At 35.1% G+C, this 19,697-nt stretch carries 14 protein-coding genes; 6 read left to right on the top strand and 8 right to left on the bottom strand.

Going from position 1 to position 19,697, the window contains the following annotated elements:
• Positions 1-35 precede the first annotated feature (35 nt).
• Positions 36-1,202 (top strand): nitrate/nitrite transporter, encoded by a 1,167-nt coding sequence (locus tag IC221_RS09465; protein ID WP_188168744.1) that lies wholly within the window; start codon positions 36-38, stop codon positions 1,200-1,202.
• Positions 1,203-1,276: 74 nt separating this feature from the next.
• Here the strand turns inward: IC221_RS09465 and IC221_RS09460 are convergent, their stop codons facing one another.
• The 4 genes from IC221_RS09460 to IC221_RS09445 all read right to left on the bottom strand — a co-directional run bounded on the left by IC221_RS09460 (position 1,277) and on the right by IC221_RS09445 (position 6,323).
• Entirely contained in the window at positions 1,277-2,089 is an 813-nt protein-coding gene (locus IC221_RS09460) for a DUF4249 domain-containing protein (RefSeq protein ID WP_188168743.1), read from the bottom strand.
• A gap of 15 nt (positions 2,090-2,104) precedes the next feature.
• Positions 2,105-4,429 carry a TonB-dependent receptor gene (locus tag IC221_RS09455; protein ID WP_188168742.1) on the bottom strand — a complete coding sequence of 775 codons (2,325 nt, stop codon included), beginning with the start codon at positions 4,427-4,429 and terminating at the stop codon, positions 2,105-2,107.
• Positions 4,430-4,548: 119 nt separating this feature from the next.
• A complete protein-coding gene (locus IC221_RS09450; protein ID WP_188168741.1) occupies positions 4,549-5,310 on the bottom strand; it encodes a LytTR family DNA-binding domain-containing protein in 762 nt (253 codons plus the stop codon).
• A complete protein-coding gene (locus tag IC221_RS09445) occupies positions 5,307-6,323 on the bottom strand; it encodes a sensor histidine kinase (protein ID WP_188168740.1) in 1,017 nt (338 codons plus the stop codon). Before IC221_RS09445 ends, IC221_RS09450 begins: the two co-directional genes overlap by 4 nt.
• 1,545 nt (positions 6,324-7,868) lie before the next feature.
• On the opposite strand from IC221_RS09445, the gene tpiA reads away from it, so the two are divergent.
• On the top strand, positions 7,869-8,630 hold the full coding sequence (gene tpiA / locus IC221_RS09440; protein ID WP_188168739.1) for a triose-phosphate isomerase: 762 nt from the start codon (positions 7,869-7,871) through the stop codon (positions 8,628-8,630).
• 192 nt (positions 8,631-8,822) lie between these two features.
• Positions 8,823-9,650, top strand: a complete 828-nt coding sequence (locus IC221_RS09435) for a hypothetical protein (protein WP_188168738.1) — start codon at positions 8,823-8,825, stop codon at positions 9,648-9,650.
• On the opposite strand, the gene IC221_RS09430 is transcribed toward IC221_RS09435, so the two are convergent.
• The 3 genes from IC221_RS09430 to IC221_RS09420 are packed head-to-tail and all read right to left on the bottom strand — an operon-like array spanning position 9,647 to position 12,338.
• Positions 9,647-10,432 (bottom strand): alpha/beta hydrolase, encoded by a 786-nt coding sequence (locus tag IC221_RS09430; protein ID WP_188168737.1) that lies wholly within the window; start codon positions 10,430-10,432, stop codon positions 9,647-9,649. The genes IC221_RS09435 and IC221_RS09430 overlap by 4 nt on opposite strands.
• Positions 10,433-10,447: 15 nt before the next feature.
• Positions 10,448-11,215 (bottom strand): LytTR family DNA-binding domain-containing protein, encoded by a 768-nt coding sequence (locus IC221_RS09425; protein WP_044204458.1) that lies wholly within the window; start codon positions 11,213-11,215, stop codon positions 10,448-10,450.
• Positions 11,187-12,338, bottom strand: a complete 1,152-nt coding sequence (locus IC221_RS09420; protein WP_188168736.1) for a sensor histidine kinase — start codon at positions 12,336-12,338, stop codon at positions 11,187-11,189. Before IC221_RS09420 ends, IC221_RS09425 begins: the two co-directional genes overlap by 29 nt.
• A gap of 303 nt (positions 12,339-12,641) precedes the next feature.
• On the opposite strand from IC221_RS09420, the gene IC221_RS09415 reads away from it, so the two are divergent.
• The 3 genes from IC221_RS09415 to IC221_RS09405 all read left to right on the top strand — a co-directional run bounded on the left by IC221_RS09415 (position 12,642) and on the right by IC221_RS09405 (position 18,298).
• Complete coding sequence (locus tag IC221_RS09415; protein WP_188168735.1) at positions 12,642-15,653, top strand: TonB-dependent receptor; 3,012 nt, start codon at positions 12,642-12,644, stop codon at positions 15,651-15,653.
• A 19-nt stretch (positions 15,654-15,672) separates the two neighbouring features.
• Positions 15,673-17,274, top strand: a complete 1,602-nt coding sequence (locus IC221_RS09410; protein WP_188168734.1) for a RagB/SusD family nutrient uptake outer membrane protein — start codon at positions 15,673-15,675, stop codon at positions 17,272-17,274.
• Positions 17,275-17,743: 469 nt separating this feature from the next.
• Positions 17,744-18,298 carry a DUF4136 domain-containing protein gene (locus tag IC221_RS09405; RefSeq protein ID WP_172665830.1) on the top strand — a complete coding sequence of 185 codons (555 nt, stop codon included), beginning with the start codon at positions 17,744-17,746 and terminating at the stop codon, positions 18,296-18,298.
• A 93-nt stretch (positions 18,299-18,391) separates the two neighbouring features.
• Here the strand turns inward: IC221_RS09405 and IC221_RS09400 are convergent, their stop codons facing one another.
• Positions 18,392-19,624, bottom strand: a complete 1,233-nt coding sequence (locus IC221_RS09400; RefSeq protein WP_188168733.1) for a threonine/serine exporter ThrE family protein — start codon at positions 19,622-19,624, stop codon at positions 18,392-18,394.
• Positions 19,625-19,697 lie beyond the last annotated feature (73 nt).

The raw sequence follows: 19,697 nt of genomic DNA, 5'->3' as shown, positions 1-19,697 counted from the left end.
ATTTCAACTTTTACAACTACAATAACAAACACTTCATGAAAAATAAACTTACGCTACCACTTATTGTCATCTCTCAGTTTTGTTGTACTTCATTATGGTTTGCAGGCAATGCAGTGATGGCTGATTTAGTAGAAAGTCTATCCTTATCTGACTCAGCATTGGGATCTCTGACATCTATCGTTCAGTTTGGTTTTATCATAGGAACACTCACGTTTGCAGTTTTGATGATTACTGATCGGTTTTCGCCTTCTAAAGTATTTTTTGTGAGTGCATTATTAGGGGCCTTATTCAATATCGGGATTATATGGGAAGGAAATACCTTCCGTTCACTATTGTTTTTCAGGTTCTTAACAGGTTTTTTTCTTTCAGGTGTTTATCCTGTCGGAATGAAAATAGCGGCAGATTATTTTGAAAAGGGGCTCGGAAAGTCGCTTTCCTTTTTAGTCGGAGCATTAGTATTAGGTACCGCTTTCCCACATTTGCTGAAAGTGATTACAGGCGTGCTACCATGGAAATATGTGATTATTACAACTTCTGTTTTAGCAACAATTGGAGCATTTCTTATCGTTCTGTTTGTTCCTGATGGGCCATTTAGAAAGCCATCTTCTACTTTTAGTTTTTATGCGATAAAAGATATTTTTAAGAAACCTGCTTTTCGTGAGTCGGCCATGGGATATTTTGGCCATATGTGGGAACTCTATACATTTTGGGCTTTTGTTCCTATTATATTAAAGTATTATCAAAAACTGCACGATGCGAGTCATATCAATATTCCCCTACTTTCCTTTTTTATCATTGCAGTAGGCAGTTTATCATGTGTCATCGGAGGTTTTGTTTCACAAAGGATTGGTGTGAAGAAAACCGCTTATCTATCCTTGACTTTATCGGGTTTATGTTGTTTGCTTTCTCCTTTATTTTTAAGCATTGATTCCTCTGTTGTTTTTGTCACTTTCTTGGTATTATGGGGAATGTTTGTAATTGCTGATTCTCCACTCTTTTCTACTCTTGTTGCTCAAAACGCTCCCATAGAATTAAAAGGTACAGCACTGACAATAGTGAATTGTATTGGTTTTGCCATCACAATTGTGAGTATTCAGTTACTGACTTTTTTACAAAGTATTCTTGAAGTCAGGCTCTTATTTTTACTATTAGCATTGGGACCTCTTTACGCTATTGTAAGAATGAAAAAAAGTGAGAAATAACCTTCAGGTGACTTAAACTAAAGAAAACAACTGAAATCACTATTCCTCACTTTTTAGAAGATAGATATTGATTTTTATTGGCCTATAATAATGCTTGCAGAATCATAATTATAAGCTGAAAAATAGCCTAAAGCATCATTTGACCAATTGGACAATGGGTTTCCTGGTGCAGCAGCTCCTCCACTGGGACCACCTCCACTGCCACCAATGATGTCATTGAGTGAACTGAAATAATCATAAGATGCCTCATCAAAATGAATGAGTTTTACATCTACAACGTCACCCTCCTCAAATACTTTAAAACCTAATGATACTCTTGGTTGATTACCGTTATTTCTCACATCATTAAATACTCTGAGATCATCTTCCGTGTTTTGATATTCACCATTAACATCATGTGTTAGTCGGTAGAAGTTTTCAATATCACCTGGGTCAGTATATTTGACATAGACATAATACCCTGATTCCCTTGGGCCAAATCCTTCTTCGTATTCAGAATAAATACTATCTATAAGGACTTTGTCCAGCATGGTAGTAGATGCATTGTAAACCTCATCTTCCACATTCACTTCCAAGTGGTATTCTGTATTAATAATAGCGTTAATAGGAAGAGTGTAACTCCCATTTCCAGTATTAGGAATAGTGACAGAACGGTCTAAGTAGGTTAAAGTAACGTCAGCGTTATCAATTTTTTCTGAGGGTGAATTATCAAAATAAGGTGCTGTTTTGGAAATTTTCACTTCAAAAACATTTTCTCCTTTCATTAATACAGCCTCAATTACAATTTTTGGAGTGGCATCCTTTAAATCAACATCAATTACTTTTTCACAAGCTGTAACCAGAAAAGCAACCGTAATTACAGCAAGAATAAATTGTATAGATCTCATAACTAAGCAGTCGTTTTAAAATTTAAAATTGTAAGTCACTGAAGGTACCCATTTGAATAATGCGACCTGTAAAGCTTCCGTTTTGTTTGGGTCCTCTTCACTTGGGACAAAGCTGATCGTATAGGCATTTTCTCTTCCATAGACATTGTAAAGAGAGAAATTCCAACTCGATTCAAACTTGTCTGTTTTCTTTCTAATCCAAGTAAGTGCTAGGTCTAAACGGTGATAATCAGGCATTCGATAACCATTTCTTTCTGTATAGTAAGGCACTACTTTTCCGTCTACTTCATACCTTCCTGAAGGGAAAGTGACAGCATCTCCAGTATAGTAGACGAAGTTTCCTGAAAGGGTTAATTTTGGATTGATCTTATAAACCGCAACAAGGTTAATATCATGGATTCTATCTTGTCTTGCGGCAAACCACTGCCCATTATTAATCTCATCAAATTGCTTTTCAGAGCGGGCAAGAGTATAACCTAGCCATCCGGTAAGTCTACCTTTGTTTTTCTTGATCATAAACTCTATACCATATGCTCTGCCTTTACCATACACTAAATCGCCTTCGAGTTGTTCATTTAGAAAAACATTCGCTCCCGTTTTATAGTCAATGACATTGCGCATGTCTTTGTAATAAGCTTCTACGGAAGTTTCAAAGGTGTTTTCTTTGAAGTTTCTAAAATAACCCAATGAGATTTGCTCAGCTTCTTGCGGTTTCACATTATTGGAACTCATAATCCAAGTATCCGTTGGAGAAGAAGACGTAGAATTACTGAGCATATGTAAATATTGGTAGTTCTTGTTATAACCTAATTTTACAGAGCTTTTAGTATTAATAATATAATTAGCAGAAAGACGGGGTTCAAAACCGCCAAAGTATTGCATTGGTTCCCCATCATCATACTTTTTGGTACCAATTACTTCTCCTTTATCATTGTATTCGTATTCGGTACCTGTTCCAATTCCTTGGAATAGAGAATAGCGCAGGCCGTATTTCAAACTAAAGCGGTCAGATACTTTGAATTCATCCTGAATGTACAAAGCACCTTCAATACCATACTTCTTTTCAGAATCTTTAGAATTTACACCTGTATTGGCACCTGCTGAAAGATTGCCAGGTTCAATGGTATGATGGATGGCATTAAAACCGAACTTAATGGTATGCTTTGTTGACGCATAATAAGAGAAGTCTTGTTTGATATTGATGTCTTTGATGACAGATTCTAAACTAATTTGATCTTCATCAGCACCAAACCCAAATTCGTAGTTATAATTACTGTAAATAAATGAAGTGTTTGAAAATAACTTACTGTTGAAAACATGATTCCAACGCATTGTACCTGTCGCATTTCCATAATCCATATTGACAGATCCATCCATTCCTAATTTATCTTGCCCGAAGTACCCCGAAATGAAGATTCTGTCTTTTTCAGAAATTCTATAGTTTGCCTTTAAATTGAGGTCATAAAAATAGAGATTCGAATTACTGAAGCTAGGGTCGTTGGATAGCCCTAAAAATATATCAGCGTAAGTTCTTCTACCGGAAATCATAAATGATCCTTTGTCTTTTACGATAGGGCCTTCTACTGTCAGTCTCGATGCAATAGTACCGATTCCACCTGCAACACTATACTCTTTGGCATTCCCGTCTTTCATTCTAATGTCCAATACAGAGGAAGTTCTACCGCCGTATTCGGGCATCATTCCACCTTTGTACATGGTAGCGCCTTTAATGGCATCACCATTAAAAACAGAGAAAAAACCCAATAGGTGGGAGGGATTATAGACAGGAGCTTCATCTAAAAGCACTAAATTTTGGTCAAGCCCACCACCACGTACATAAAAGCCTGAACCTCCTTCACCAGAAGATTTTACACCGGGCTGGGTTTGCATTACTTTAATGATATCAACTTCACCTCCAAAAGTAGGTAATTCTCTGATGGATTTTGTATCGATCTTGGTCACACTTCCTTCGTTGGAAGTAATGTTTCGATCTTCTCTTTCAGCGGTTACTACAACTTCTTCAAGGCTTTGAGCAGAAGGTGATAACTCAAGTGAAATGTTGATATTCTGATTTAATTCGATTGATTTTTCGATGACATTGTACCCAATGTATTGATAGATCACCGTATAGTTTCCTGCGGGTAAACTCAAAGAATAATACCCATACGTATTGGCCGTTACGCCAACACCTTTTTGTTCTTTTACTGTTATCGTAGCAAATGGCAGGTCTTCACCATTTGAAGCATCTTTAATCTGGCCACTCAGGGTGTATTTTGTTTGGCCAAATGAATAAGAAGAGATAAGAAGTAAGATGAGAGTCAAGAAAGAATTAATATTCATGTTAAAATTAAGTTTTTAATTTCATACAAATATTAACTTCCTAATGAGCGAACGTCATAAAAAAAGAGGTCAAACGGGCAATTTTAAACTTTAAACGGGCAGCATTTTTTAAGATGTTATTAATCTTGCAACCACCTCAAAAAGTCACTGGCCTTGGCCTTACTAACAATGATGTCCTCTGGAATATTCACTTGAGTTTCTACTAAAAGTTTTCTGGCAAAATATTTTGAGACGTGATGAATGGCATTTCGATTGACTAAAAATTGTCGATTGATTCTATAAAAATCTTCATTCAAACAAGATTCAAGGTTGTCTAAAGACTGATCGGTAGTGTATTTTTCTCCATCGAAAGTGTGAATATATGTCACACTAGAATATAGGTGAATCAAAGCAATTTGATGAGTTTTGACAGGAATGATTTTTTCACCCTTAAAAATGAGAATGTTTTTTTTGATTTTCTTTTTCGTTTCTCCCGATAGCTCCTCAATTACAGTTGTAAAATCCGTTGTGTTATGAGCGTTGCTTTTGACCATCCTATTGACCTTCTGCAACGTTTCAGAGATGATGATATTATCAAATGGTTTTAAGATATAATCAATTCCATTGACCTTAAAAGCCTCCAAAGCATATTCATCATATGCCGTACAAAACACAATAGGAACCTCACATTTTATTTCTTGAAAGATCTCAAAACTCAAACCATCAGGAAGTTGTATGTCTGAAAAAAAGAGGTCAGGCATAGGGTTGTTTTTGAGGTATTCAATAGACTCATCAATGGTTGTAAGCTTTGCTTCTACACTGTTATCAGAACCATATTCCAAGATCAATGATTCCAATTCATCGGCCATTAAATATTCATCTTCAATGATTACAATCTTCATTTTTTAAGGGTGTTAAAAGTGACTTCAAATTGTTTGTCTTTGACATTATGGAGGACTACGGGTTCATCATTTCCTAGTAGTTTGAATCTTTTCTTTAGGTTATTCAAGCCTGTACCTGTAGTGGTTTCATTATTTCTTTTTGGAATCAGGTTATTTCGAAATGTAATAGATCCATTCTCATTTTGTTGAATTTGTATAATGAGAGGATTGTTTCGAGTAAATGCATTATGCTTTATGGCATTTTCGGCTAAAGATTGTAATGTAACCACTGGAAGAAATTCATTATTGATAACTTCAGTTGGAAGAAGATGCTCAAATTGAATAGAATTGGCAAATCGAACCTTTTGTAGTTCAATGTAATTTTGACAGAATTCCAGTTCATTTTTTATTAAGGCTTGGTCTTTAGCTGCTTCTGTAATAGAAAACCTTAAATGTGATGATAAACGTACAAGGTAATCTTCCGCGGCTTTTTGTTCCTTTTTGATTAACAATTTGAGCGTATTTAATGCATTAAAAATAAAATGAGGATGAATTTTATTTTTCAATTGCTCTTGTTGTGTAACGTATTGTGCTAACTCCAAACGCGTTTTATCCAATTCTAATTGAGCGTTTTCATGCTTGCCGGTAATTAGTCGATAGAGAATTAAAATGAAAGTATTATTGGCAGTGGTCATTATTAAAGGATAGTAACCAAATACTCCAAAGTCGATGGTATTGTGCTGTGCTCTTTTTTCTTTAAGAAGAATGAAAAAAATAAATACGATAGAAAACGAAAATAAATACTTCAAATTCTTATTGATCTTTCTGTTAAGTTGATCATCTAAAAAATGAAAGAGCCAGATATTTAACAGCCACAGCATAAGAATGACAATTGACACCCCAATTAGAGCTTTCATGAGGTTGAAATGATTTAGTGTGGTCAGACTTTTTTCGAGAGAAGGAATTGATACTATATGCATCACCATTGGGCTGATCGTGTATATGGCAATAATTGGTGAAGTAATTAATGCCATTTTTATCAATTCTCGTAATTGAAGTTTTTTTGATACAAACTTGTTCATGTGAGTAAAGTAACAAAAAGATATTTTTTGGAATAGGTTAGTAGTTAAAAAATGTTCCTATTCGCCTTCAGACTATTATTTTACTTCTATAATAGAGCACTCTAGATTTGAAATAGTTGTTTTATGAATCAAACTATTTTGTAAGTAATGGTCAGTGTTTTGTTATTTTTTAAAATAATAAAATCGAAATGAACCTTTACTTACTCCGTTGTGTTTTAATAGTACGAGTGACATCAACACAAAATATTTGAATTGGATTATAAATTAGACAACAAAGAGATGTAATTAGGTTTTACTTTTTAAGTAAAGCCTTTTTTAATGTTTAGATGTGTTGTAAACTCAGTTGTCGTTAGCTTTCAATACATCTTTCTACAAGCATTTATAGCATCTACTTTCAAGCTCCCTTCTTCTTCGTTTTTGCCTTGAAGCAAAAAGAAGCAAAAAATTCAAGGCTTAGAAGTTAAAAGCTAAATTCCATTCCTTTCACCTAAATGATTTTAAACTCACTGCGCTCAAATAGCAAAATCATTTTTAACGGCTCAATCCATGAAATTCTTCACGCTTTTCCCTTCAAGGCCGATTTAGATACTACTAAATGATTGCCTGATTACAGATAAAAGGGTTTATAATTATCTTTTAAAACGCAGTGTTGTAGGGAAGTTGCACTGCAACGTCTTCACGAACCATAATACACTACCATTTATCCTTCATAAAAGCAATTATGTTAATTAAGGAAAACTGAGTGTTTAGTTTGTTTGATAACAAACTAAAAAAGTTAAATTTTGATACTTTATGATAGGATTCTATAAATCGAACTCTACTGTCTTTCGTTTTTATAAGTAGATAGAATGAAAAAGTAGTATAGACAGTAGTTAGATTATATAACAAAATGGGCCATCTTTTAGATGGCTTTTTTTGTCTACTAAAGTATAGACAAAAAAAACACTTGAAATATTTCAAGTGTCTTTCCACAGCTGGTTAATGTTACTGGTGTATCATGCCATACAATAGGTGACTAACCTATGTTTCTTTACCCATTAATACTTATTCACTTACTGTGCCATAAAGTTGAAAATAAGTTAACTATCTGTAAATCAGTTTATATTGATTTATTTTATGTTTTTTGGCATATTTTTAAGTTTCAAAATGAAACAATTTTTCCATAATATGGAAAAATAGAGGAAGTTGTTCATTATAATTCCTTCACTTTTGAATTTTCTTCGAAATTTGGGCAGGAAATATTGAAGAAAATGCCTGGATTTTAGATTATTTTAGGGTTAAACTCTAAATTTTATCATAAGTGAAAACTTCATTTTAGAAAATTGGGAGAAATAATAATTTTTTGAAGGTATTTAGCTTAAAAACAAATAATAAATTGGTGATATTATTTTATGAGCTTACTAACTGAGTATGACGAAACTCATTTTCAAAATAAGATGTAGGTACGTATATTCGCAACTGATTAAAAAATTCATCTTATAAAAGAAAATTTACATCATGAGACAAAAAATTGTTGCAGGTAACTGGAAAATGAATCTTCTTAAGGAAGACGCTGAATCTTTAGCATCAGAAGTAGTGAATATCGCAAAAGACGAGACTCCGTCAGACGTTAAAGTTATCATGTGTACTCCTTTCATTCATTTAAGCAAAGTAAAATCATTAGTTGGTGATACTGCTAATGTATTTGTTGGTGCTCAAAACTGCTACACAGAGCCAAAAGGTGCTTATACAGGAGAAATTTCTGCAGCGCAATTAGCTTCTTATGGTATTGATTACGTAATCTTGGGTCACTCTGAGCGTCGTGAGTATTTTGGTGAGTCAAATGCTACATTGGCTACTAAAACTGATGCGGTAATCGCTAACGGTATGTTGCCTATCTTCTGTATCGGTGAGGTATTAGAGGAGCGTGAAGCAGGTACTCAAAAAGAAGTTGTAGAGAAGCAATTGTCAGAAGGTTTATTCCACCTTTCTGCTGAGGACTTCGGTAAAGTAGTTTTAGCATACGAGCCAGTTTGGGCGATCGGTACTGGTAAAACAGCTTCATCTGCACAAGCACAAGAAATGCACAAAGATATCCGTGATATGGTTGCTGCTAAATACGGTCAAGAGGTTGCTGATGCTACTTCTATCTTATATGGTGGTTCTGCTAAGCCAAGCAACGCTCCTGAATTATTCGCTCAACCTGACGTTGACGGTGGTTTGATCGGTGGTGCTTCATTAGTAGCTAGAGACTTCATCGAAATCTCTAAATCATACTAATTAGAAATTAGGCGTTACGTTACGCATTAAAGATAAACGTGTTTGAAGGGGTTGTTCTATTACATAGTTCAACCTCTTTTTTTGTGTCAAAAAACTTGCTTTCTTCCCTAACTTCAGTATATTAATAATGTGAAGACGCCATTTGATAAAATGGATGTGAGGATGAAATGAAAACCAAGACTAAATTCAAAAATGTACAGATTCTCTTATTTAACATTGTTATTTTTAGTATCAAGTTCCCTTCTTTTTGCTCAGAAAAAAGATAAAAAGAAGAAGAATGACATGATTCATGCCGCCACCAAAGATTTAGAAAATCAAGCTCTAAATGAGAGAGACAGCATGGTATTTTATCATTCAGAATGGGAAATTGGTAACCTAGCCTTGAAGGACGGAACCACTTTTAAGGATGTATCTTTACTTTATGACCTTGAAAGAGATCAAGTGGAAGTATTACAAGTTGAAGATATTGAGTTTTATGGTGGAGAAGGAATGAAAGACACAACAGTTTTGATCTTTGAGCAACATGAAATTGATGCGTTTGATTTTATAGCTCATACTGTAGACGAATCTGATCAAAAAGTTGAAACGGAGCATCACTTTGTCAATGCCGAACGCTACTATAGAGATGAACATCCTGCTATAGGTATTTATGAAACAATCGTGGAGGGGAAAATAGGTATTATTGCTTATCCCTATTTATTGAAAACGATTCATAGAACTAATTCTCATTTTGATCCTGAAAGAAGAAGGGAATTAGAAAATAACGTACATGATCTTAGAGGAGGTAGACAAGACGAAATCTATTATAGCTATAAACTGAAAGAAAGGCTTTACTTGCTTATTGAAGGCAAAAACATTTATGATTTGAATGTCAAAAGGAAAGCTTTTATGAAGGTTTTCGATGGTAAGCAGGAGGAGATGAATGAATATATGAGAAAGCTAAACCTTCAATATAAAAACAAGGATGATCTGATTAAGATTGTGAACTATTACAATGGGTTAGAAGTGATGATGAATTAGTACAAGGCATTTTCTTGAAGCCATTCTTGTACGTATTCTCCAACTTCTTTCCAATTGGGTTCAAACATGAATGCATGTGCTCGGTTTTCAAATATTTTAGCTTCTGTCTCGTAAAATTGAGCTGTTTTCTCAACATCCTCAGGAAAGATAATTTTATCATCACGAAAACCAACATGTGCCATGGGGAAACTGATTTTAGAAGCGTCAATTTCAAAGTCTCTCCACATCATTTCTAACAGTGCTCTAATAGACTCCCGTTGCATATTTTTATTAACATGCTGACGTATTTCTAATGATGGGAGTGTAGTATAAATTCCTTCTGGAGGAGTGGTTTCAATATATTTTCCGAAAGGAAATAAAGCAGATGCAGCAAACTTACCCCAACTAAAAGGATCCGTGAGGAAAAATTCTGACATTGCTCTAAAGACGCCAAAAGGAGGAACAGCTGCCAATAAAACGGCTGCTTGTAGTTTTACTTTTTGACCTACCAACTGTGTCACAAGTCCTCCCATAGAATGTCCTATCAGTATGGGTTTTTCTTCCAAAGAAGTAATGAGCTGTATGACATCTTCAGTGTATTGGTCTAAACCGTAAAGATTTAAAAAGAGTTTACTTTCATTTTGTCCGTGCCCGCTGAGGTGGATTGCATAAGTATCATACCCTAAAGCGGCAAAATAATCCAAAAAATTACCCCTCCAAGCTTCACCGTTAAACAATGCTCCATGAATCAGAACAAGGGGGTGTTTGTATTTCTTTTGAGTGGCAGGTTTGAAAGTAAACATCTTGGAGTCGTTTAATTAAGAATTCGGCATTATACCTTTACTATAAATGGTATCTTTCACAGTTTGTTGATAAAGACGACCAATTGGAAGCATTTTACCATTTTTTAGTTCCACTTGATTTCCCTCTATAGCATTGACTTTTTTCAGTGAGATCGCATAAGACCTATGAATTCTTATAAATTCATCCTCAGGTAAGTTTTCCAATATTTTAGTCAGCGTGTAATGCACTACCATTTCTTTTTCCTTAGTATATATTCTTAAGTAATCTTTCAGACTTTCCATATAAATGATATCGTCTAAGAATACCTTCAACATTTTCTTTTCAACTTTCAGGAAAATAAAACGCTCGTCGTCAGTTGTAGTAGAAGAAGACGTTGGAGTAGAAACCACCGATTTTGTTGGAGCTTTGGCAGCCTCCTTGGTATGTATAAATTGAGAAGCCTTATTGGCCGCTTTCAAGAAACGTTGAAATGAGATCGGCTTTAATAAATAATCTAAAGCAGAGATTTCAAACCCTTCTAAAGCGTATTCTCTGTGTGCGGTAGTAAGTATAACTTCTGGTTTCTGTTCTAATGATTTTACAAAGTCAATACCTGTAAGCATTGGCATGTTTATATCTAAAAACAGAAGATCAACTTTGTTATTTTGTAATATATTGAAGGCTTCAATGGCACTTTCGCATTTCGCCACAATTTCAAATTCATTGAGACGCAACAAGTAGTTTTCAATCACCTTTATAGCCAAAGGTTCATCATCAATGATTAGGCATTTTATTTTGCTCATCTCTTGGAATTTTAAGTGTTACTTTAAAAATCTTCTCCCCATCGTTAATATCCAAAGAATAACGTTCACCATATAGCAAACCTAATCTTCTTCTAGCGTTTTCAAGTCCAAATCCACCGGTTTTAGGTTTATTTTCTGTATCAGTAGTGAGATTAAACGGTAGAGGTGTTTGGTCAATGTTAGGATTTTCTACTTCAAATGTGATAAAATCTTGTGAAATCTTCAAGTGAAGTGAGATATCAATTTCATTTAATTTATTCTTAGTGCCATGTTTAAAGGTGTTTTCAATAAATGGCAATAATAACAACTGCGGAACTCTGACGCCATCATCATCTCCCTCAATCTCAAAGGTGAGATGAAGTCGATCTCCGAAACGTAATTTTTCAAGATCAAGATAATTTTGCATATAATACATCTCATCTGAAAGTAATACTCTGGCTTCTTTTTGATAAAGCATATAGCTCATCAATTCTGAAAGTTTAATAACGGCATCTGGCGCATCGTCACTTTTGTCAAGAGTGAGAGAGTAGATATTATTTAAAGTATTGAAAAGGAAGTGAGGTTGAATTTGTGACTTCAATAAATTTAATTCAGTCATCATATTCTGTTTTTCCAATTCACGCGTACGTTTCTGATTAATGATCCAATTTCTCGTTAGAGCAATAGAGGTAGTGATACCTAATACATACAATTCACCAGTAATAATAGCGACTACATGATTGACACTAAAAATCTCTGCTTGCGTTCCTGCTTCAGGCCAAACGGGCAATAAAAACTGCTGAGTAAGGAACACTTTGGCGTACATCATTACCACTAAAGCACCTGAGAGATTTAGTAAATAAAGGATATATTTCTTCGAAGGGATGAATTTTGGAAGTAAATAATACGCGTGATAGTACGTAAGGGGGATATGAATCGCAAAACCTATTATATTAGATTGGAAAGAGTAAGTGTAGTCATCATAGTAGCTTCCCCATCTCAATCCGTTCAAAACAAAGTAGATTAACCAAAAGATGGTATGATGTAATATAGGCTTCTGCAATTTAAGCGTCATCACTTCGGGGATATGTTCAAAGATATTGATTGGCTCATTGAACTTTTTGTTATCAGTAGATATTGCCATTATTAACGAAAATTTGGTAATGACTACTAATTATATGTTAAATGTCAATGAGACAATTAAATTAGATTTATGTTACAAATATATAATTTAATGACATTTATCCTTAGATGAATGCTGTTCGTCCTTAAATTAATGTTATATAACATGAGTTAACCACTGTTAATCTATTTTTTTAAAAAACCTTAAGTGTCTGTTATACATTTACGATATCAAGAAAATGCAAGGGAGTGTTTCCTTTGCTTGTGGGCACAATAAATATTACTCTCTGCTCACATCGTCTGTTCATCTAACCTTCAGTTCAATATGAAATTCAGACTACTAACATTCGTCGTTAGCCTACTACTAATGACAAATTTCCTTCAAGCACAAGAGTCACTTGTGAAAGGTACAGTAAAAGAAAATGGCACAGGAGAGCCATTACCAGGTGTAAACGTATTAATTAAAGGTACATCTGTAGGTACAACAACCGATTTCAATGGTGAGTTTGCCTTATCAGTTGAAAAAGGAGGAACATTAGTTTTCTCTTACATTGGTTTTGTTTCAAAAGAAGTTCTTGTTGAAAACCAATCGACTTTCGACATTTCATTAGACGTTGACGCAGAACAACTAGAAGAAGTTGTAGTAACAGCGTTAGGTGTTGAAAGATCAGCGGAAAGCTTAACTTATTCAACACAATCTGTTAGTTCAGAGGATTTAATTACAGCTAAAGACCCTAACGTAATGAACTCTTTATCTGGTCGTGTGGCAGGTCTTCAATTATCAAGAAGTGGATCTGGTGCAGGTGGATCAGTAAAAATTAACCTTAGAGGTAACCGTTCTGTAAGCGGAAGTAGTTCACCACTTTATGTAATCGATGGTGTGCCAATGGCAGGTCAAGGTGCTGCTCAGCCGGGTGAAATTGAAAACCCAAGCCGTGATGGTGGTGATGGTATCTCTAACATCAACCCAGAGGATATTGAAAGTATCAATGTTCTTAAAGGTGCTGCAGCGTCAGCTTTATATGGTTCACAAGCTGCCAATGGTGTGATCATGATTACAACAAAAAAAGGAGAAGCAGGTCAGTCTAGAGTGTCTTTCTCTTCTAACTTTATGGCAGAACAGGCTTATTTATACCCTGAAATGCAATCAAAGTATGATGCAGAAGGAAATGCAATCAATCACAAAGCACATACGTCAGATGATTTTTATGAGACAGGTACTACTTGGGTAAACTCATTATCGTATAGTCAAGGTGGAGATAATTCTCAGTTCTATGCTTCTTATGCAAATACAAATGCTCAAGGCGTAATGCCAACGAACACTTTCAATAAGCATAATTTTTCATTCAACACTACTACAAAAAGCAGAAATGATAAATTAGAAATGAGATTTTCTGCAAACTACATTACTCAAGAAGGCTTTAACAGACCTTCAGCAGGTGCTTACATGAACCCAATTTATAGTTCATACCTTTCATCTAGATCAATCTCTCAAGATGAATTAAAGAATAACTATCAAACTTGGAATAAGACAAGACAGATTTATGAGCAAAACTATGCTGCTCCTGTAAGATCAGAAATTGCGAATGAGAACCCTTACTGGTTATTAGATAAAGCTACTTCTGAAGATATACGTAATCGTTATATGTTGTCGGGTTCATTGAGTTATAAGTTCAATGAGAACTTCTCGATTCAAGGTCGTGCAAATATTGATGCCACTGACGATGTATGGGAAAGAAAAGCACATGCTACTACTAACCCAATCAATATTAGTGTAGATCCTGGTACAGGTTTATCTCATGGTGGATACTTTAAAGATGAGTTTTCTAATACGATGACTTATGCTGATGCGATCTTAAACTACAACAAGAAGATCAATGATTTTAACATAACTGCGTTAGTAGGTGGTGCTATTAGAGATGAAAAGAATTCACTTTACAGAGTAACATCGGATAAACGTTCGATCAAGTATACTAATATCTTTACAGTAGCAAGTTTACCGGAGGGTATGGTACCAAGAGAAGCAGCAACTCAACGTCAAGTACAATCTGTTTTTGCTTCAGCGTCATTAGGATACAAAGAAATGGTGTATTTAGATGTAACAGGACGTAATGATTGGTCATCAACATTACCAGTAGGAGATAATTCATTCTTCTATCCATCAGTAGGTCTTACAGCAGTATTAAATAATATGTTTGACTTACCAGAAGTGATTTCTTTAGCGAAAGTAAGAGGTAACTATACAGTATTAGGTAATGATGCAAATGCAGGTTTGACAATATTACAACACGGTATCAACTTTAATGGTGATTTAGCATATTCTGATATTTCTCCAGCAGATAACTTAAAACCTGAGCTATCTACTTCTATCGAATTTGGTGCTGAGTTAGAACTATTCAATGGTTTATTATACCTAGATGCCAATTTCTATAAGACAAATACAGTTAACCAGTTGTTTAGAGTAGATAACCGTCTTGGTACTTCTAACTTCAACAAAAGATATGTAAACGCAGGTGATGTTGAAAACAGAGGTTTTGAATTATCAATTTCAGCAATGCCAGTTTCTCAAGGCGATTTAACATGGAGCACTACCTTGAACTTGTCTAGAAATGTAAACGAAATCAAGGAATTATATACTCGTGACAATGGTACAGAAGCTGAGTTTGATATCGTAACGAATGGTGGTAACATCAACTACATGCAAGTACTTAGAAAAGGTGGAGCGATTGGCGAGATTTGGACAGCTGATTTTGCTAGAAATGAAGATGGAACAATCATCGTAGATGATAACGGTGTACCAAGTGCAGCAGGTATTACTCCAGAAGAGTCAATTAAATCAAACTCTAACCCTGATTTTATCGCAGGTTGGGCGAACACATTGAAATACAAAGGATTTACTTTAAACATGGTGATCGATGGTAAGTTTGGAGGACAAACATTGTCATTAACTGATTCATACATGGATGCTGAGGGAACATCAGTAGCTTATGCAGAAGCAGTGGAGAACGACGGTTCAGTAGAAGTTGAAGGTATCTCATTTGATCCAGTAAAATACTTAAATGCAACTTCAGGTAGAGCAGGTGTTACTTCTCAATACTTATACGACCAAACAAACATTAGATTAAGAGAATTATCGATTGGTTATACATTTAACAATGTAGGTCCTTTAAGTGATGTAACACTATCAGCAGTAGGTAGAAACTTATTCTTCTTCTACAATGCAGCACCTTTCGATCCAGATGTAGTAATGTCTACAGGTGTTGGTGTTCAAGGACTTAACTTCTTTAGCTTACCAACTACAAGAAGTGTAGGTTTGAACTTAAGAGTTAATTTCTAATTCTAAACAAAGCATTACAATGAAATCAATAGTAAAAAGATATATATTACCGACAGTACTAGCAGCTGGAATGTTTACGGCTTGTACAAGTGAATTTGAAGAAATCAATAAGGATCAAAATCAAATCAACCAAGAGTCAGGTAAGGCAGACGGTATGCTTGTAAGAGGTTTCTTTCCTCAGCTTTCTCGTTCAGTTTATTTCAACTTTGATAACTCAAACTGGAGATGGCAAGTACAGCAAAACTTAAATGGGGATGTATTCTCAGGGTATATGGCACCTCCAACTCCATTTGCAGGTAACTCTAATGCTACTCACTACAACCTTATTTGGAACGTTTGGCCATGGTCGATCGGCTTCGAAAATGTAATGAACCCGGCGAGTTCTATCGATGGTATCTCTGAAGATGTAACACCTAAATTATATGCACCTGCTTTGGTATTGAAAGTATTAGGTATGCATAGACTAACTGATATCTATGGTCCTATTCCATATGTAAAGTATGGTACACCAGAGGTGACATATGATGGTCAAAAGGAAGTTTATACTAAGTTTTTCCAAGAGTTAGATCTAGCAATAGCAAACTTAGAGGCTGATTCAGAACCAATGTCAGTTTTCTCAGCAGTAGATGATTTGTATCAAGGTGATTTCTTGATGTGGAAAAAGTTAGCGGCTTCATTAAAATTGAGATTAGCGATGAGAATCTCAAATGTAGATCCTGCATCTGCTAAAAAATATGCCGAAGAAGCTATCGCAACTGGTGTTTTTGAAGCTGGAGATATTGCTCAAGTAGGTCAAGGTGTTTCTCCAATCATCCATCCATTAGCTACAATTTCTGAGATATGGGGTGATATTAAAATGGGTGCTGATATGGAATCTATTCTTACAGGTTTCAATGATCCAAGAGCAGGAGTATATTTCACTGAAGCAGGTGGTCCTGAAGATGGTCCTGTAATTAAAAATGGATTTGCAGGTGTAAGATCTGGTATCGATTTACCTGACGGTAGAGGTGATTATCAATATTACTCAAGAATCAACCCTGATTTTGTAAATCAAACGACTCCTATCGTATTAATGACTTCGGCTGAAGTTTACTTCTTGAGAGCTGAAGCAGCTCTAAACGGATGGAATGCAGGTGGTACTGCACAAGAGCTTTATGAAGCAGGTATTAGACAATCTTTTGAAAGACATAATTTGTCAGATGAGGTAGGTACATACTTACAGGATGCTACAAGTGTACCTGCTGACTATGTAGATGTTTCAGATGCTACTTATGGTACAGATTATAGCATTGAAGCAATGAGTGATGTAACTATTAAATACGATGCATCAAAAGCTTTAGAGCAAATCATTACTCAAAAGTGGATCGCAATGTTCCCTGAGGGAATGGAAGCTTGGTCTGAGTTTAGAAGAACTGGTTACCCTCAAATCTTCCCAGTAAGATTTAATAAGAGTAATGGAGATGTTCCTGCAGGTGATTATATCAAGCGTTTACGTTACCCTGACGGTGAGACTGTAAACAATGCAGAAGCATACAATATCGGTGTAGAAGCTTTAAAGGCTGAAAATGCTAAAGCTACTGGCGATACTGGCGGATCACCATTATGGTGGGACGTTGACTAAATCAATGATAGAATTTAGGTGAATAATAATATAACGGACAATGAATTAAATACAAGCAGAGGAAGAATTCTCCTCTGCCTGTTTTACCGATTGTCTTAGTAAGTATATTAATCATTTCATGTATTTTATACTTCGGTTTTTTATACAATAGAGAGAAAGACGTTGCATTAGTAGCGTCTTTTTTTTGCTTTAAATACGATCGTAATTTTAACTACAAAATTTAAAGTTGTTAAGTTAAAATTATGTATATCCACTTAAAGATTGTTACCTCTTAAAACTTACAGACTGTTAATCAGTAAACTTTAATAAAGAATTCGTGAGTATTTATAATATTTACGGAATAAGTAATAGGATAGAGGTAAATGAAGACTTTCTTGAAAAAAGAAATATAACTTCAATTACATTTATCTTGGTACTTAAAATGAGATACTCGGCTTATTTCGTTCTAAACAATCAAAATATTATCATCATGAAAAATCTCAAAAAATTATTATTATCGGCTGCAATGTTGGTCAGTGTTGCGTTTTTGGTAACATCATGTTCTTCAACGAAAATAATGACGGACTATAATCCTGGAACGGATTTTAAAGCGTACCAGACTTTTAGTCTTTTACCTTTCCAAAAAACAAACGCTAAAATCAATCAGTTTGATAGAGAAAGAGTAAAGAATGCTGTTATTGCTAACATGCAAAACTTAGGATATACTTATGCTGAACAAGATACAACTGCAGATTTGCAAGTTGGTATGGTGTTCACTACAAAGGAAAAGAAAAGTGTTACTTCTTATAATGCCGGATACGGTGGATGGTACGGCCCTTGGGGTATGGGTGCTACGCACTATTCTGAATATGAATATACAGAAGGAACTTTCGTAATAGATATTTTTGACACGAAACAAAGAAAATTACTTTGGGAGGCTGCAGCTGTAAGTACGCTTTCAGAAAAGCAGGAGAGTCCAGTCATAAGAGAGAGAAATATTAATCGTTTTGTGAAGAGTATTTTCAACAAATACCCTGTAAAATAACGAATTAAAGTTCCTGTACACGAGGACTTTCTCTAGAAGATAAAACGTGTTAGAAAAGCATCGGGTGGTAGATTCCATTCGATGCTTTCTTTTTTATATCACTTCATCTCTATTGTCAAGATTGGGATAGTAAGTACTGTAGGCTACCAACATGCCTACCACAATGGCACAAAACATTAAAAGTCCAGAAGTACCTATGCTGGGATTGTCTATAATGGGGTCGTTTCTGAATTGGTGTGATAATCCCATGAAAAGTCTACTACCAGGAACGAGAATAACTATACCTTGTAGTAAATAGACCGAAGGAGGTACATTGCTCCACTTACCTAATAAGATACTCAAAAATGTGATCAGAAATGCACTAATAAATGTCCCAAAAATCCAACCTATATTTTCTTGGAATACCATAGGTCCCCAAAATGCTATGACTGCTAGAAAGAGACCAATAAAGAGGTCTTTCGGTTTTGTATTGAATACTACTCCTAGGCCAATTGATAATGCAGGCAGGGCGAAAAGGTGCATCCATTGAGGAATTTCATTATGGTAAATATCCTCTTTCAACCCAAAAATAAAGTGTCCCAAAGCCATTCCTAAATAGACACCAATAAATAGCTTCAGAAAAATCATGATAGCGTTGAAAAGGAAGCCAGATCCAGAATTGAACTGGTTAAATGATATTTCCTCTAATGCAATAGAAATGGTCAAGCCAGGTACGTATAAGATCACGGAGGCCAAACTTAGTTCAATTACATCCAAATCCGGAATGAAATATTTACAGAGACAGCCGATAAAGGAACAAATAAAGGCGGTGTAAAACTCCACGGTATAGCGTGAGGTATTGAACCTACTGACGCTTTTTGTGATGAGATAGCCAATAAATCCCATCAGAAAACTAAAACCGAAAGTGACCCAACTAGCACCTATCAATCCCAAGAATGAAGGCGGTATGATAATATAGGCGAGGGCCAAGTTAAATTCATTATAGATCTTCTTCTTTTGAATTACCTTATCAATGTTTTGGGTTATTGTTTCGTAGTCGTGTCCTTCCTTAAAAGCTTTTCTGATTTGTTTATGAAGGTCTGCCAATTTTCCCAAATTATTACTTCCCAAAGGAATGTATTGGAGTAACACTTGACGTTCTTTGGTCTGAGGGTCCTCTACCTGATAATTGAGGGTATTGGTTGTAACCTGACAAGAAACTTCCACCCCAATATGTTTGGCTACATCTTGTATATAAGTTTCCACTCGTAATGATGAACATCCGAATTTATGGAGTGCATTTCCTATTTTTACTATTAAATTATATTTCTCTTCGAAGTTTTTCATGGGTGTAACAAAATATTATTTTGTTTAGGAGGTGCAATAATAATTGATTTTTTGAGGGATTGAAAACTTTTAA

The organism is Flammeovirga sp. EKP202, assembly GCF_014534745.1.
Taxonomy (GTDB): Bacteria; Bacteroidota; Bacteroidia; order Cytophagales; family Flammeovirgaceae; genus Flammeovirga.
The sequence above is the reverse complement of the archived record's forward strand: the minus strand, read 5'-3'. Positions and strand labels throughout refer to the sequence as shown.

Excerpts from the sequence above, each read along its gene's own strand:
- IC221_RS09430 (WP_188168737.1), bottom strand. The coding sequence starts at position 10,432 with ATGTTTACTTTCAAACCTGCCACTCAAAAGAAATACAAACACCCCCTT.
- IC221_RS09450 (WP_188168741.1), bottom strand. The coding sequence starts at position 5,310 with ATGAAGATTGTAATCATTGAAGATGAATATTTAATGGCCGATGAATTG.
- IC221_RS09400 (WP_188168733.1), bottom strand. The coding sequence starts at position 19,624 with ATGAAAAACTTCGAAGAGAAATATAATTTAATAGTAAAAATAGGAAAT.
- tpiA (WP_188168739.1), top strand. The coding sequence starts at position 7,869 with ATGAGACAAAAAATTGTTGCAGGTAACTGGAAAATGAATCTTCTTAAG.
- IC221_RS09425 (WP_044204458.1), bottom strand. The coding sequence starts at position 11,215 with ATGAGCAAAATAAAATGCCTAATCATTGATGATGAACCTTTGGCTATA.
- IC221_RS09455 (WP_188168742.1), bottom strand. The coding sequence starts at position 4,429 with ATGAATATTAATTCTTTCTTGACTCTCATCTTACTTCTTATCTCTTCT.
- IC221_RS09410 (WP_188168734.1), top strand. The coding sequence starts at position 15,673 with ATGAAATCAATAGTAAAAAGATATATATTACCGACAGTACTAGCAGCT.
- IC221_RS09420 (WP_188168736.1), bottom strand. The coding sequence starts at position 12,338 with ATGGCAATATCTACTGATAACAAAAAGTTCAATGAGCCAATCAATATC.
- IC221_RS09460 (WP_188168743.1), bottom strand. The coding sequence starts at position 2,089 with ATGAGATCTATACAATTTATTCTTGCTGTAATTACGGTTGCTTTTCTG.
- IC221_RS09465 (WP_188168744.1), top strand. The coding sequence starts at position 36 with ATGAAAAATAAACTTACGCTACCACTTATTGTCATCTCTCAGTTTTGT.
- IC221_RS09435 (WP_188168738.1), top strand. The coding sequence starts at position 8,823 with ATGTACAGATTCTCTTATTTAACATTGTTATTTTTAGTATCAAGTTCC.
- IC221_RS09405 (WP_172665830.1), top strand. The coding sequence starts at position 17,744 with ATGAAAAATCTCAAAAAATTATTATTATCGGCTGCAATGTTGGTCAGT.
- IC221_RS09445 (WP_188168740.1), bottom strand. The coding sequence starts at position 6,323 with ATGGCATTAATTACTTCACCAATTATTGCCATATACACGATCAGCCCA.
- IC221_RS09415 (WP_188168735.1), top strand. The coding sequence starts at position 12,642 with ATGAAATTCAGACTACTAACATTCGTCGTTAGCCTACTACTAATGACA.